Here is a 14,869-nt window from a genome sequence, read left to right as displayed (position 1 = left end):
ATGCGTCCGCGATTTCACTTCACCGCCCCGAGCGGATGGATCAACGACCCACACGGCATCACGTACCGCGACGGCCGGTATCACCTGTTCTACCAACACGTCCCGGACAGCCTGGAGTGGGCGCCTGGCTGCCACTGGGGACATGCGGTGTCCGACGATCTGTTCTCCTTCGAGACATTGCCGATCGCGCTTGCCCCAGGCGACGGCGACGACGGGATCTGGACCGGTTGCGTGGTCGAGGACACGATCTTCTACACCTCCGTCTCGCAGCCGGACCTCGGTGTCGGGCGGGTGCGAATGGCGACGCCCGCGGATGCGCGGTGGATCGGCTGGCGAAAGGGCGAGGTGGTCGCCTCGGCGCCGGCGGACGTGGTCGCGTACCGTGATCCGTTCGTCTTCCGCGACGGTTCGCAGTGGCGCATGTGGGTCGGCGCGGCGTTGAAGGACGATCGCGCGGCAGTCCTCTCGTACGTATCCGAGGATCTTCGGGCGTGGGCGTACGACGGCATCGCCGCGTCCCGATCGCGGCACGACCACGACCCGATCTGGACCGGCGCACTCTGGGAATGCCCCCAGCTCTTGGAGATCGACGGCCGCCACGTCCTGATCACCTCGGTCTGGTCCGAAGATGCGCTGCATTACGTCGCTTATGCCATCGGTGCTCTCCGCGATGGCAAGTTCCACGCCGAGACCTGGGGCCGCCTGACGTACGGCGACAGCCACTACGCGCCGTCGTACTTCCGCGACGCCACCGGCCGTGCTTGCCTGCTGTTCTGGCTGCGGAACATCGCCGACCCATCAGAAGGCTGGACCGGCGCCCACAGCATCCCGTACACCTTGCAGCTCGAAGACGACCGCCTGGTCGCAGTGCCCCATCCCGACCTCGCAATGCACAGACGTCCTGTGAGTGACCGCCAACTCCCGGGCACCGCCGCCGACCTCTCCTGGACCGGCACCACCCTCACCATCTCGTCCGCCAACCAAGTCTTGGCCGAAGTCACCGCCACGACCGACCTGACCCTACGAGTCGGCGAATCCTCCTGGACCATGCCTCACAAGCCCGGTCCAGTACACGTCATCCTCGACGGCCCCATCCTCGAACTAATAACCCTCCAAGGCCTCCTGGCCGCCCCCATCACCCCACCAACCACCAACCTGACCATCACCACCGACGGTGCCCTCAACCACGTCGCCACTCTGCACCACTAGCGTCGCGTCGTCAGTCGGCGAGGCCCAGGGTGTTGGCGAGGAGGGCGAGTTGGTCGGCGTAGTGAGTGAGGAACTCCGGGGAACGTGCGTCGACGCCGAGTAGGCCCTCCACGACGTGCGGCAGGGTGACCGGAGCCATCGCGGCCGCCATCAAGGCGATCAGCAGGCAACCTGGGTCGAGGTCGGCCGAGAGTTTGCCGTCGGCTTGGAGCGCCTTGAGCTCGTCGACACTGCGCTGCAGCCGCTCCGCCCGCGGTCGATGATCAGCATCGGAGGCTGGTCCGGAGTACTCCAGGCCGCCCCACGCCATCAGGCGGACGGCGTCGGCGTTGTGCAGGGCCTCCAAGGCGTACCGCCGTACCTGTTCGGCCGGTGTCGTCGCGGTGGCCGCAAGGTCGCCGTCGCGGTCGCGCCACGCTTCGGACAGCGCTTGGTACAGGCCTTCCTTGCCGTCGAAGTAGTACGAGATCAGCTGCTGATTGACGCCGGCCCGAGCGGCGATCGCCGCGATCCGCGCGCCGGCGAAACCATGCGCGGCGAACTCGGCCACGGCCGCGTCCAGGATCGCCGCACGAGTTCGCTCGGGGTCGCGCTGCCGCTCGCTCGGCTGGGGAGAACGTCTCGGGCTCATCTGCGAATCATATGCCCACCTGGCTTTATCATCTGAGCGTTTGACAAAGTCATGAGAATGCCTGAATCTGGATTTCATGACTACTTCGGAGGCCGTCCGCTCACCCGTGCTGATCGTCGGGGGCGGGGTGACCGGCCTGACCGTGGCGCTGTTCCTTGCCCGGCGGGGGCTCCGGCCGCTTCTCGTCGAGCGGCACCCGACGACGGCGATCATGCCGAAGGCGCGCGCGTTCAACCCGCGCTCGCTGGAGATCTACCGGTCGGCCGGTCTTGAGGACGAGATCCGGAACCATACGTCCCTGCTGGCCGGCTTTCCGGAGATGATCGGTGCCGAGACGCTGGCCGGTGGCGAGCGGTTCCGGTTCGATCTACTGGCGCAGGTCCGGCCGCAGGCGGGGCTGAGTCCGACCGATTGGGCCCTGATCGACCAGGACGACCTCGAGCGGGTGCTGCGTGCGGAGGCCGAGCGGCTCGGTGCCGACGTACGGTTCTCGACCGAGCTGGTCGATCTCGAAGAACAGGACGACGGCGTACTCGCGACCCTGCGGGACCTGACCGAGCAGCACGAGTACACCGTTTTCGCCGACTACCTGGTCGCGGCAGACGGCAACCGTGCCGGTGTGCGGCAGCGGCTCGGGGTCGGCGCGGACGAGGAGGCCGAGCTGGGGCACGCGCTGCATTTCGTGTTCGAGGCCGATCTGTCGGAGGTGCTGGGGGACCGGCGCTTCTTGCTCGGGTATCTCGATCGCCCGACGCCGGGGACGGTACTGGCGCCTTTGCAGAAGGAGGGGCGTTGGATGCTCGGCGTGCCACAGCACGACGGACTGACTGCGGAGTTGACCGAGAAGCGCTGCATCGAGCTGGTGCGGGAGGCGACCGGGGTCGCGGACCTGAAGGTCTCACTGGTTCCGCTTGTGCCTGGGTCGGATCGGTTGGTTTCCGATGTACGGATCGGTGGCTGGGTAGCGCATCGGTACCGCGTCGGGCGTGTCTTCTTCGCGGGGGACGCGGCGCACGTCGTACCGCCGTCGGGGTCGTATGGCGCCAATACCGGTATCGCGGACGCGCACAACCTCGCTTGGAAGCTCGCGGCCGTGCTGGGCGGGCAGCCCGAGGCGCTGCTGGACACGTACGAGGAGGAGCGCCGGCCGGTCGCGGTGACGACGCTGCGGGTGGCGCTGGATCTGCTGCACAACAGGCACGCCGGATCGGCCGACGACATTCAGCGGATCGACGACATCACGATGATCTTCGGGTACCGGTATGCCTCCGCCGGCGTCCGCGTCGAGGACGGCGACCCCGGCGGTGAGGTTGCCGACCCACGGGTTCCGACCGGCCGGCCGGGGCTGCGCGCACCGCACGTCTGGGTGGAACGGAACGGCGCCAAGCTGTCGACGCAGGACCTCTTCGTTGATCGGGCGACCTTGCTCGTCGGTCCGGAAGGACAGGGTTGGGCGTCGGCGGCGGAGCGGCTGACCGATGACCTCGCCGTACTGCGGATCGGAACGGAGGTCGTCGATCCGTCCGGCGACCTGCTCAAGGCCTACGGAATCACGCCGCGCGGAGCCACCTTGGTCCGGCCGGACGGCTTCGTCGCGTGGCGGTCGGTGGACTCGGACGAGAACTCGGACGACACCCTTCGCGACGCGCTGACGTCCGCTGGTTGCAGACCCACAGCCTGAGGACCCCACCCCGAGGATGATGGAGAGCGCTCGGCGTCGCCGCCGAGCGCGTGCCAGCCGTCGAGGGGTGTCAAGGAGGAATTGTGGGACGTTTCTACCGTCGTGGTGGTCAGCTGCTGATGACCGGCGCGTTGGCTGTGGGACTTCTGGCCGGGCCAGGCCTGACCGCGAATGCCACGCCTGGAACAGCGTTCTCGCCGGGTGCGCCGGGCGCGGGGGATCCGTACTTCCCGGACATGGGCAACGGCGGGTACGACATCAGCCACTACGACATCAAGCTGGCGTTCGACCCCAAGACCAAGGCGATCAGCGCGACCACGACGATCCTTGCCAAGGCCACGCAGAATCTCTCCCGGTTCGATCTTGATTTCCAGGGACCGTTGAAGATCAGCAAGCTCACCGTCAACGGGCGTGCCGCGTCCTTCACTCGGAGCGGTGTGGAGGAGTTGGTGATCACTCCACGGCACGGGCTGCGGCGGGGTACGACGTTCGTCGTGGCGGTGACGTACGCGGGTGTCCCGAAGCGGATCGACGACCGGGCGCTGGGTATTTCCGGCTGGGTCGCCACCAAGGACGGTGCGGTCGCGCTCAATCAGCCGATCGGCGCGGCGACCTATTACCCGGTGAACGACACGACCCGCGACAAGGCGACGTACGCCCAGACCGTCACCGTGCCGACCGGCCTGACCGTGCTGGCGAACGGCGAACCCGGACCGACCACCACGCACAACGGCCGGACCACCTTTCGTTGGCAGATGAACCAGCCGATGGCGAGTGAGCTGGCGATGATGGCGATCGGGAAGTACAACGTCACCCGCGGCGTGACCGCGGACGGCCGGCCGAACCTCACCGCGATCGGTCAGTCGATCGACACGAAGGCCGGGCAGGGCAAGGTGTTCAACCGGACCACGGCGCAGATCGTCCAATGGGAGTCGTCGCTGTACGGGCGCTACCCGTTCGGCTCGACCGGCGGCGTACTCGCCGATGCGCGGGTGGGCTACGCCCTGGAGACGCAGGGGCGACCGGTGTACGACCAGCGTACGAGCAAGGTCGACGGTGAGCTGCTCGCCCACGAGCTCGGCCACCAATGGTTCGGTGACAGCCTCACGCCGGTGCACTGGTCGGACATCTGGCTGAACGAAGGCTTCGCCACGTACTCGGAGTGGCTGTACGAAGAGAAGTTCAACGGTGTCCCGGTGCAGCAGACTTTCGCGGAGACGTACGCCGATGAGAAGGACTGGACCGGCAAGGTGGCCGACCCTGGACGGGACCGAATCTTCGACGACCTGGTCTACAACCGCGGCGCGATGACGTTGCAGGCGCTCCGGCTGAAGATCGGCGACCGGGCGTTCTTCCAGGTGCTGAAGCAGTGGCCGGCGGCGCACCGGTACGGCAATGTGTCGACGCAAACCTTCATCCGGTTTGTCGAGCGCGTGACGCATCGCGACCTCGGGGCGTTCTTCCAGACTTGGCTCTACCAGCCGGGTAAGCCTCGGATCTGACTGTACGGATAACGTCGGGGCGTGTTGTTGCCTGGATTGTCGGTGCCGGGGGCGGAGCTGCCTGTCCGGGCGGTTCTGCCCGCCACGGTCGATGCGGTGCGTTCGCGCGGTACGGCGGTGCTGGTTGCGCCGCCCGGGTCGGGCAAGACGTCGCTGCTGCCGCTGGCGCTGGGCGATGCCCTGGACGGGACGATCATCGTGGCCGAGCCGCGCAGGTTGGCAACCCGCGCGGCCGCGGCCCGGCTGGCGACGCTGGTAGGGGAGCCGCTCGGGCAACGGATCGGTTATGCGATGCGCGGTGAACGCGCCGGCGGCCGCGGACTGCGGGTCGAGGTGGTGACGACAGGTCTTCTGGTACGGCGTTTGCAGGCGAATCCGGATTTGCCGGGAATCGCGGCGATTGTGATCGACGAGTGTCACGAGCGGCACCTCGATGCGGATCTGCTGCTGGCGTTCTGTCTCGACGTCCGGGCGAATCTGCGGGACGACCTGGCGATGGTTGCGACCTCGGCGACGGCGGACACGGTCAGGTTGAGTCGGGTACTGGGCTCCGATGCTGTTCCGGCGCCGGTGATCACCGCGTCTGCTGCGCTGTTCGACGTGGCGGTCGAGTGGGCTCCGCCGCCGGTACCTGTGCCGCTGCTTCCTGGCGGGCGGGTCGATCCGCGGCTGCTCGATCATGTCGCGGCGGTCGTCCGCCGGGCATTGGCCGAGAACGAGGGCGACATCCTCGTGTTCGTACCAGGCGAAGCCGAAATCAACGGCGTGACCCGCCGCCTGTCCGACCTGAACGTCCTGCCGTTGTTCGGCCGCCAGCCCAAAGCAGAACAGGACCGCGCCCTGACCCCACCCGGGCCGACGGACTCGAGGCTGTCATCAGTCGGTGGAACAACTGCTCGACGGATTGTGGTGACGACTTCGGTTGCGGAGAGTTCGCTGACTGTGCCTGGGGTGCGGGTGGTGGTCGACTCGGGTCTTGCCCGGGAGCCGCGGACCGATCAGTCCCGCGGGCTCGGTGCGCTGGTCACCTGCCGGGTGTCGAAGTCGTCCGCTGACCAACGAGCCGGTCGCGCCGGGCGGGAGGCGCCCGGCCGCGTCTATCGGTGCTGGTCGGCTACCGACCACGCGCATCTCGACGATCACCCGGCGCCGGAGATCGCGATCGCGGATCTCGCCGGGTTCGCCCTCGACCTCGCAGCGTGGGGTGCACCTGGCGGCAACGGCCTGACCTTGCTGGACGCGCCACCGGCCGCCGCAATGACCGCAGCCACCGAATTGCTGCGCCGCCTGGACGCCGTTGACGACGCCGGCCGCATCACCGAGCGCGGCCGGCAGATGGCGGCGATCGGAACACACCCCCGGCTGGCCCGCGCCCTGCTCGACGGCACACCACGAGTCGGCGCCCAACGAGCCCGCGAGATCGTCGCCATGCTCTCCGACGATTCCGCCCGCACCAGCGACGACCTCCCAACCCACTGGCGCACCCTCCGCCGAGGCACCGACCGTACGGCCACGGCCCGCTGGAAAGAAGAAGTCAACCGCCTCACCCGAACCACAACCTCCACCCCAACACCAGGTGTGGCGGCGGGTGGGGCACCGAACGCAGCGGCGACGGGTAGTGCACCGGATGCACCGGCGGGCGGAGGTTCGGCAGAGGTAGGGGCGGGCGGCGCGCCGACGGGCACGCCAGCTGCGGGTGGGGCATCGGGTACGGCACCGCGTGTGGCGGCAGCGGGTACGGCAGGGGGTACTGCGGCGAGTACAGCACCGGGTGCAGCGGCGTCGGGTGGTGTGTCGGCGGGTGCACCGGCGGGTGGAGGTTTGGCAGGGGGGCGGGCGGGTGGCGCGGCGACGGGTACGCCGGGTGCGTCGGGGAGTGGGCCGGCGGGTGGGGTGCCGGATGATCTTGCGGTGGGGGTTGTGGTGGGGCTGGCTTATCCGGATCGGATTGGGCGGGTTCGGGGCGTGGATTCGGCGGCGTACCAGATGTCCGGGGGTACGGGCGCCACGCTGGATCCGCAATCAGCTTTGCGGAGCACGACCTGGCTGGCGATTGCGGTTGCCGATCGGGCGCCCGGGCGGGCCGATGCTCGGATCCGGTCCGCGGCGCCGATCGACGAGCGGACTGCGCGCGACGTCGCCGGCGAACTCGTCTCGACCACCGACCAGATCCGCTGGGACGACGGCCGGATCGTGACCCGCCGCGTCGAGACACTCGGTGCGATCGTCCTCAACGACATCCCGCTCGCAAAACCAGATCCGCTGCTCGTACAAGCCGCTGTCCGCGACGGCATCCAGCGCACCGGCCTGTCCGTACTGCATTGGTCAGAAGCCGCCCTCGCCCTGCGCGAACGGCTCGCGTTCTGCCACGCCCACCTCGGACCCCCATGGCCCGCCGTCGACGACGACACTCTGCTGACCGGTCTCGACAACTGGCTGGGTACCCAACTCGCGTCGGTACGAGGCGCCCGCGACCTCACCCGCATCGACGTGACGACGGCGCTCCGGCAACTACTGCCCTGGCCCGAAGCAACCCGATTCGGCGACCTCGCACCCGAACGCCTACAGGTCCCATCAGGCTCCGAAGTCCGACTCAAGTACGACGGCGCAGAACCACCGGTCCTAGCAGTGAAACTACAAGAAGTGTTCGGGTGGACCACCACCCCAACCGTCGCAGACGGTCGCGTCCCAGTCGTCCTGCACCTCCTGTCTCCCGCCCGCCGACCAGTAGCGATCACCAGCGACCTAACCTCCTTCTGGAAGCAGGGCTACCCGCAAGTCCGAGCAGACCTACGAGCCCGCTACCCCCGCCATCCCTGGCCAGAAGACCCCCTCACCGCCACCCCAACCAAACGCCCCAAACCCCGCCGCTGAACCGCCCGGACAACTCAAACGATCCGGCACGTCAGACAAGGTCAGTCTGGACTTGGCGCGTGGTCGGGCGGTCGTCTTGGTCGAGGCGTACGACGGTGTGCCGGTCCCACCGTTCGTCGGCCTGTGGATAGTCGGAACGCCAATGGCAACCACGACTGTCCTGTCGTGCAGTCGCCGCCACAACGACAGCCCGCGCAACCGTCGCGAGCGGTCCGGTCCCCACACTGTCCAGCTCGTCCGCCGCGGCGTTCAGACCGGCGCCGTCGCGACGGATACCGGCGTACTTGCTGAGGATCGTCCGAATCCGCTCCGGTTGACGATCGTCTCCGAGCATCAGCTCACGGACGTGGCCGAGGTCCTTCGCCGGGAGATCGAGAGTCAGCGCCGTCGCGACGCGCCGCCCGAAGACGAGCCCTTCCAGCAAACTGTTCGAGGCGAGCCGGTTGGCCCCGTGGACGCCGGTCGCCGCGACCTCGCCGACTGCGTACAGACCAGGGACATCGGTTGCGCCGTTCCGATCGGTACGGACGCCACCGCACAGGAAGTGTTCGGCCGGCGCGACCGGGATCTGCTCGGACAACAGGTCGACGCCAATGCGTGCGCACGAGGCCAGTACGGTCGGGAACCGTTTCCGGAGCACGTCCGGTGCGACAGCTGTCGCGTCCAGCCAGACATGGTCGGAGCCGTCGCGGCGCATCGTCGCCTCGATCGCGCGCGCGACGACGTCCCGCGGTGCCAGGTCGGCGCGTGGATGACGTCCGGCCATGATCCGGCGACCGTCGACGTCACGCAGTACGGCGCCTTCACCTCGCACGGCCTCGGTGACCAGCGGCAACTGACCGGCGGTCTCACCGGTGTGCAGCGCGGTCGGGTGGAACTGGACGAACTCCATGTCGACCAGCGACGCACCGGCTCGCAGCGCCAAGGCGATGCCGTCGCCGCGCACGGTCGACGGATTGGTGCTCGCCAGGTAGGCGTTGCCGATACCGCCGGTGGCCAGTACGACGGCACGCGCCTCGATCCGTACGACCTCGGCGCCCGTCTCGACGAGTACCCCGACGACGCTTCCCGATTCCGACTGCAGCAGCCCGACCGTACGCCCGGTCATCATGTGCACGCTGGTTCGCTGCACGGCGGTCAGGAGGGCGCGATGAACTTCCGCGCCGGTCGCGTCACCGCCGGCGTGTACGATCCGCGGCCGGCTGTGGCCACCCTCCAACGTCCGCGACAGCGAGCCGTCGCCGTTGCGGTCGAAGCGAGCCCCGTGCGCGATGAGTTCGGCAAGACGCTGCGGTCCTTCCTCGACCAGCGCGCGGACGTTGCGCGGATCGCAGAAGCCCGCGCCCGCGACCTGGGTGTCGTGCGCGTGGTCCAGCGGATCGTCGTCGCCGTACGCTGCCGAGACGCCGCCCTGGGCCCAGGGCGTGCTGCCGTCGCCGGCGCCGATCAGGACTACGTCGCGGGTCGCCGCGAGACCGAGTGCGGTGGACAGGCCCGCCACACCCGAGCCGACGACGACAACGTCAGTGACGTCGGGGACGGGTGTCATCGGGCACCCGCGGGCTTGCCGATGGCAACCATCCGCTCGACCGAACGCCGGGCCCGCTCGACGACCTCGGGCGGCAGTTGGATCTCGTCGCGTCCCTGCCGTAGGCACCGCACCAGCAACTCCGGGGTGATCATCTTCATGAAGCGGCACGAGGCCTTCGGGTTGACCGGCAGGAACGTCGTCCGCTGGTTGACCTTGCGAAGCTGATGGAGCATGCCGATCTCCGTCGCGACCAGCGCCGTTTTCGCCGTCAGGCCGCGAGCGGTGTCGAGCATGCCGGCGGTGGAGAGGATGTGCGTCCGCTCGGACGGCAGATCACCGACGCCGGCGAGCCAGATCGCCGACGACGCGCAGCCGCACTCGGGGTGGACGAGCACCTCGGCCTCCGGATCGGCGGCAACCTGCGCGCGCAGGTCGGCCGCGCTGATGCCGGCATGCACATGGCATTCACCCATCCAGACCTCGATGTTGTCCCGGCCGGTCTGCCGCCGGACGTGTGCTCCGAGGAACTGATCGGGCAGGAACAGGATCGGCCGATCCGCCGGAATCGAGTTCACCACCTCCACCGCGTTGGACGACGTACAGCAGACGTCCGCCTCGGCCTTCACCGCCGCGCTGGTGTTGACATAGGCAACGACAACGGCGTCGGGGTGTTCAGCCTTCCAGGCCCGGAGTTGGTCGGCGTCAATGGTGTCGGCCAGCGAGCAGCCCGCTTGAGCCGTCGGGATCAGTACGGTCTTGTCCGGGCTGAGAAGTTTGGCGGTTTCGGCCATGAAGTGCACGCCGCAGAACACGATTGTGGACGCGTCGGTGCTGGCCGCGATGCGCGACAGGGCGAGTGAGTCACCGACGTGGTCCGCCACGTCCTGGATCGCCGGTTCCTGGTAGTTGTGGGCGAGGATCACCGCGTCGCGCTCCTGGGCGAGGCGCCGTATTTCTTCCTGCCAGCTGATTGCCGTGGTCACAACAGGTCCTACTTTCAGGGGGTTTTCGCTTGAGAAGCGATAACTGGGCATGATGATGCCGTGACGATCCGTCGATCAGCCGTCGTTGCGGGCCACCAGCAGACTGATGTCGAGTGCGGCAGGGGAGTGGGTCAAGGCGCCGACCGAAATGGCATCCACGCCGGTGGCGGCGACCTCCGCGATGGTGTCCAGGGTGACGTTGCCGGAGGCCTCGAGTTTGGCGGTGGATCCGGAGGCGTTGCGCCGTTCGACGATCTGAGCCAGCTGCTCGACCGTCATGTTGTCCAGCAAGAGCCACTCGACCTCACAGTCGAGCGCTTCGCGGGCCTCATCGGCAGTGGTGACTTCGACCTCGATCGCCCTCGGCTTGCCGTCCGCGGACATGCCCTCCCGAACGTGCCGAACGGCCGGAAGTACGCCGCCGGCCGCGGCAAGGTGGTTCTCCTTGAGCAGCACCATCGCGGACAGGTCGAGCCGGTGGTTCGTACCGCCGCCGCAACTCACGGCGTACTTGTCCATCGCCCGGAGGCAAGGTGCTGTCTTGCGCGTGTCGAGGAGCGCGACGGGGCGTGCTCCGATCGCGGCCACGTACGCCGACGTGAGGGTTGCGATACCCGACATCCGTTGTACGAAGTTCAGCGCCACCCGCTCGCCGGTGATGATCGACCGCGCCGCGCCGCTGATCCACGCCAGCGGCTGCCCTGCGACGACCGGATCACCGTCGGCAACGGCCGTCCGTACCTTCACGGTTGGATCGACGGCGGCGTACACCTCCTGCACGACTGTCAGGCCGGCCACGCGACCGGGCTGCTTGGCGATCATCGTCGCCTCGACCTCCAGCGCTTCCGGGACGCTCCACCGGGTCGTGACGTCGTCGGTCGCCTGGTCCTCGATCAGTGCGGCCGCCACCGCGGTCCGGATCGTCTCCGTTGTCAGTTGCATCTGCTGGCCTGCTCTCCGGTATGTTTTCGCTTCAGAGGCGATAACTAACTGCACGCTACCATCGGGCTCGTGCCCACAGCCAAGAAAGGTGATCCGGTTAACTTCCCGAGTTACCCCCACGAGGTACTCGCCGTGGTCCTGTCCGTTCGCGACGACAGGCTGTGCGTGCTGCTGTGGAAACGTGCGCGCAGCCCGTACCGCGGCCGCTGGGCGCTTCCCGGCGGCGGGGTGGAGCCGGCCGAGCGGCTCCGGGACGCGATCACCGGGCACCTCGCGACGAAGGTCGACGTACGCGACGTCGCGCATCTCGAACAGCTGGCCACGCACAGCGCGATCGATCGTGATCCGCGGGCCCGCGTACTGGCGACGGCCTATCTGGGCCTTGTTCCGTCCGACGTGGAGCCGAAGCTTCCCTCCGACACGCAGTGGCATTCCGTCGACGAGTTGCCGCCGACCGCGTTCGATCACCACTACTTCATCGAGGCGGCGGTCGCCCGGTTGCGCGCGAAACTGTCGTACACGAACATCGGTTTCGCGCTGGCACCGCTGGAGTTCACCATCGCGGAGCTCCGTGACCTGTTCGGCGCTGCCCTCGGCTACGAGCTCGGCGCCACCAATCTCACCCGCGTCCTGACCCGCCGCCACGTCATCGACCCCACCGAACGCCGAGCCACCCCCGGCCAAAGCGGCGGCCGCCCCGCAACCGTCTACAAATTCGCAGCCCGCGAACTAACCGTCACCGACCCCTTCGCAGTCCTCCGCCCACCCCGCTGACTGACCGTCCTGCCGTGGCGCGGCCTACCAGCCGAGGTCCTCGAGCAGCGCGTCGAGGTCGGCGGCGAAGACCACGTCGGGGCGCGGCGTCAGGTTGGTGAGATGGCCGTAGATCTCCAGGGTCACCAGGCCGTGGATACGCGCCCACAGCCGAATCGAAAGGGCGAGGCCGGCTGGAGGGAGGCTCGGGTACGCCGCTCGTACCTCGGTGACGAGTACGGGATCCAAATCGGCCCACGTCAGCGCGTCCGCGCGAGCGCCCGGCTTCCAGCCAAGCGCGACGATGCCGGTGAGCAACACGCACGCCCGGTGCGCGGCTTCGCGGGCGGGGCCGTCGGCCGGCATCTGATACCCGGGAATCGGGTCGCCGTAGATCAGCTGGAACTCGGCGACGTTCGCCACCGCCCACTCCCGGTACGCCGTCGCGACCGCGCGCAACTGCGCCGCCGGATCGCCGGCCCGGGCCGCCGTGTACGCGGCGAGCTCCGCGTCCGCGAGTGAGTTGTGGATGTCGGCCACCAACGCGGTGATCAGTGCATCCCGGGTGTCGAAGTAGCTGTAGATGGCGCCCGCGGTCATGCCCATGTCGCGGGCGATCGCCCGCAGCGAGATCCCGGCCGCGCCGTGCTCGGTGAGCGCCCGGAGCGCGACCTCTTTGATCTCGGCGGCGGTCTGCGCACGCAGCCGCGCCCGCCTGGTCGTCACCTCGGTCACGGTTGACACTCTACACCGATCAGGTCTTATGCTCTGTGCAATTACTACACACCGTTCAATGTTTGGTCGGTGTGTATCACTCTCGCTTGCTGAGGAAACCTCGTGAGGAAATCTCCCGCGCTCCAGCTGATCGTGCTCGCGCTCGGTCAGTTCCTGGTCGCGCTCGACTACAACATCGTCTACGTCGCACTGCCGGAGATCGGGCGCGCCCTCGCCTTCGGACCACAGAACCTGCAGTGGGTGGTGACGGCGTACGCCGTCGGCTTCGGTGGGTTCCTGCTCTTCGGGGGCCGGGCGGCCGATCTGCTCGGCGCCCGCCGGATGTTCGCGCTCGGTCTGGCCCTGTTCGGCCTCGCGTCACTGGGCGCGGCCCTGGCCACGAACGACGGCGTACTGGTTGCCGCCCGCGCGGTCCAAGGTCTCGGTGCCGCGCTGCTGAGCCCGGCCTCGCTCTCGCTGATCAGCACGACCTTCGAGGAAGGGGCCACGCGCAACAAAGCGCTCGCCGTGTGGGGCAGCGCCGGCAGTGCCGGACTCGCCGCCGGCGCGCTGCTCGGCGGAGTGCTCACCGATGCCTGGGGCTGGCGGTCGGTGTTCTTCGTAATGGTCCCGATCGGTCTGGTCGTCGCACTCGCGACGCTGCGGTTGATCCCGGCCCAGCGCCGTACGGCGCCCCGCGAAGGATTCGACCTGCTCGGCGCGGTGCTGGTCACGGCCGGTTCGTCGTTGCTCGTACTCGGACTGGTGAACGGGCCGCAGTCCGGCTGGCTCTCGCTCCGTGGAGCCGGTGCGCTGGCTGCCGGCGCCGTACTGCTCGGGCTCTTCAGATACGTCGAAGCGCGCACCACCACACCGCTCGTCCCGCTGCGCTTGCTGAAGTCACGCAGTCTGGTTCGTACGATGTTGGTGATCCTGCTCTTCCAGACCGCACTCGGCGGGGCGTACTACCTCTTCACCTCGTACCTGCAGAACGTGATCGGCTACAGCCCACTGGCCGCCGGGCTGGCGTTCCTGCCGCTGACGATCGTTTCGGCCACGGCCTCGCTGCGGGCGACCGCCCCGCTCATTGCTCGGTGGGGATTCGCTCGCACCCTGGTCATCGGGTTGGTGATCAACGGACTCGGCCTCGGCCTGCTCGCGCTCGGCATGCTGAGCAACGGCTCGATCTGGACAGTCCTTCCCGGCCTCGTGGTCTGGGGCATCGGCGGCGGGATCACTTTCCCCGCGATGTTCGCCACCGCCGCGAGTGGCGTACAGCCCGGCGAACAAGGCGCCGCGTCCGCGTTGGCCACGACCGCGCAGCAGATCGGCGGCGCGCTCGGCCTCGCCGTACTGGTCGTGATCGCCAGCGCCCCAGCGAACCTTCTCGCAGGCCTCAGAACGGCAATGCTGGCCGCGGCCGCGGTCGGCGTCGCTGCCGTCCTCCTCACCAAGTCCCTTGCACCGAAAGGAAATCTCATGCCCGACCTGGTCGCCGAGTACTTCGCCGCCTGGAACGACGCCGACGACAACAGCCGCTCCACCCGCCTGCAAAACCTGCTCGACAAGGAGGTCCGCGTGGTCGACCCCGACTGGACCGCCGACGGCCGCGATGCCGCGATCACTGCGATCGCCCAGTCCCGCGCAAAGCTCGGCACCCTGCGCCTCCAACTCGACAAGGTGATTCACAGCCACCACGACACCACCCTGTACAGCTGGACCCTCACCGACCCAACCACCACCGTCGCCACCGGCTACGGCGTCCTCCGTACCCACGCCGGCCAAATCACCCAAACCGAGATCTACTTCGCCTGACCACCCCGGCGCTACCCGATCGCCTGGGTAGCGCTGCCTGCAACGCGTACCCAGCGCACGTTCCCCGCCTCAGCGCGGCCGGCTGGTCAAGGACGCCGACGATCCGGTACCCGGGAATCGCCTGCAACAGCGGAATCAAGCATTGCGGCGCCCGCGGCGCCAAAAACAGCCGGCCCGAAAGGACGGCTGCGTGGTGACGGTCAGGCAATGGCGCGCAGCCCGTGGGACTGCGCG

The 14,869-nt window shown here is 68.4% G+C and carries 11 protein-coding genes; 6 read left to right on the top strand and 5 right to left on the bottom strand.

Translation table 11 applies throughout. From position 1 onward, the window contains the following. Window positions 1-1,209 (top strand): glycoside hydrolase family 32 protein, encoded by a 1,209-nt coding sequence (locus tag ABD260_RS23110; RefSeq protein WP_344236212.1) that lies wholly within the window; start codon window positions 1-3, stop codon window positions 1,207-1,209. A 10-nt stretch (window positions 1,210-1,219) separates the two neighbouring features. Here ABD260_RS23110 and ABD260_RS23105 read toward each other — a convergent pair whose 3' ends face one another. Next, entirely contained in the window at window positions 1,220-1,840 is a 621-nt protein-coding gene (locus ABD260_RS23105) for a TetR/AcrR family transcriptional regulator (protein ID WP_344236210.1), read from the bottom strand. A 76-nt stretch (window positions 1,841-1,916) separates the two neighbouring features. On the opposite strand from ABD260_RS23105, the gene ABD260_RS23100 reads away from it, so the two are divergent. The 3 genes from ABD260_RS23100 to ABD260_RS23090 all read left to right on the top strand — a co-directional run bounded on the left by ABD260_RS23100 (window position 1,917) and on the right by ABD260_RS23090 (window position 7,897). Beyond that, window positions 1,917-3,521 carry an FAD-dependent oxidoreductase gene (locus ABD260_RS23100; RefSeq protein ID WP_344236208.1) on the top strand — a complete coding sequence of 535 codons (1,605 nt, stop codon included), beginning with the start codon at window positions 1,917-1,919 and terminating at the stop codon, window positions 3,519-3,521. Window positions 3,522-3,604: 83 nt separating this feature from the next. Then, entirely contained in the window at window positions 3,605-5,023 is a 1,419-nt protein-coding gene (locus ABD260_RS23095) for a M1 family metallopeptidase (protein ID WP_344236206.1), read from the top strand. A 21-nt stretch (window positions 5,024-5,044) separates the two neighbouring features. Further along, window positions 5,045-7,897, top strand: a complete 2,853-nt coding sequence (locus tag ABD260_RS23090; RefSeq protein WP_344236204.1) for an ATP-dependent RNA helicase — start codon at window positions 5,045-5,047, stop codon at window positions 7,895-7,897. 31 nt (window positions 7,898-7,928) lie between these two features. Here ABD260_RS23090 and nadB read toward each other — a convergent pair whose 3' ends face one another. The 3 genes from nadB to nadC all read right to left on the bottom strand — a co-directional run bounded on the left by nadB (window position 7,929) and on the right by nadC (window position 11,353). Next, a complete protein-coding gene (nadB, locus tag ABD260_RS23085; RefSeq protein WP_344236202.1) occupies window positions 7,929-9,446 on the bottom strand; it encodes an L-aspartate oxidase in 1,518 nt (505 codons plus the stop codon). Next, window positions 9,443-10,411, bottom strand: a complete 969-nt coding sequence (gene nadA / locus ABD260_RS23080; protein ID WP_344236200.1) for a quinolinate synthase NadA — start codon at window positions 10,409-10,411, stop codon at window positions 9,443-9,445. The genes nadB and nadA overlap by 4 nt, the downstream gene beginning before the upstream one ends. A gap of 75 nt (window positions 10,412-10,486) precedes the next feature. Beyond that, on the bottom strand, window positions 10,487-11,353 hold the full coding sequence (gene nadC, locus ABD260_RS23075) for a carboxylating nicotinate-nucleotide diphosphorylase (RefSeq protein WP_344236198.1): 867 nt from the start codon (window positions 11,351-11,353) through the stop codon (window positions 10,487-10,489). Window positions 11,354-11,485: 132 nt separating this feature from the next. On the opposite strand from nadC, the gene ABD260_RS23070 reads away from it, so the two are divergent. Next, complete coding sequence (locus ABD260_RS23070; protein WP_344236196.1) at window positions 11,486-12,127, top strand: NUDIX hydrolase; 642 nt, start codon at window positions 11,486-11,488, stop codon at window positions 12,125-12,127. Between the two features lie 24 nt (window positions 12,128-12,151). On the opposite strand, the gene ABD260_RS23065 is transcribed toward ABD260_RS23070, so the two are convergent. Next, window positions 12,152-12,841, bottom strand: coding sequence for a TetR/AcrR family transcriptional regulator (locus tag ABD260_RS23065; protein ID WP_344236194.1), 690 nt, complete (start codon window positions 12,839-12,841; stop codon window positions 12,152-12,154). A 102-nt stretch (window positions 12,842-12,943) separates the two neighbouring features. Here ABD260_RS23065 and ABD260_RS23060 point away from each other — a divergent pair, with 102 nt between their 5' ends. Next, a complete protein-coding gene (locus tag ABD260_RS23060; RefSeq protein ID WP_344236192.1) occupies window positions 12,944-14,635 on the top strand; it encodes an MFS transporter in 1,692 nt (563 codons plus the stop codon). The last annotated feature ends 234 nt before the right edge of the window (window positions 14,636-14,869 follow it).

Origin of the sequence: Kribbella hippodromi, assembly GCF_039531045.1 — a bacterium.
Classification (GTDB): Bacteria; Actinomycetota; Actinomycetes; order Propionibacteriales; family Kribbellaceae; genus Kribbella; species Kribbella hippodromi.
The sequence above is the reverse complement of the archived record's forward strand: the minus strand, read 5'-3'. Positions and strand labels throughout refer to the sequence as shown.

Coding starts and splice junctions, on each gene's coding strand:
- ABD260_RS23110 (WP_344236212.1), top strand. CDS start 1: ATGCGTCCGCGATTTCACTTCACCGCCCCGAGCGGATGGATCAACGAC.
- ABD260_RS23105 (WP_344236210.1), bottom strand. CDS start 1,840: ATGAGCCCGAGACGTTCTCCCCAGCCGAGCGAGCGGCAGCGCGACCCC.
- ABD260_RS23100 (WP_344236208.1), top strand. CDS start 1,917: ATGACTACTTCGGAGGCCGTCCGCTCACCCGTGCTGATCGTCGGGGGC.
- nadB (WP_344236202.1), bottom strand. CDS start 9,446: ATGACACCCGTCCCCGACGTCACTGACGTTGTCGTCGTCGGCTCGGGT.
- nadC (WP_344236198.1), bottom strand. CDS start 11,353: ATGCAACTGACAACGGAGACGATCCGGACCGCGGTGGCGGCCGCACTG.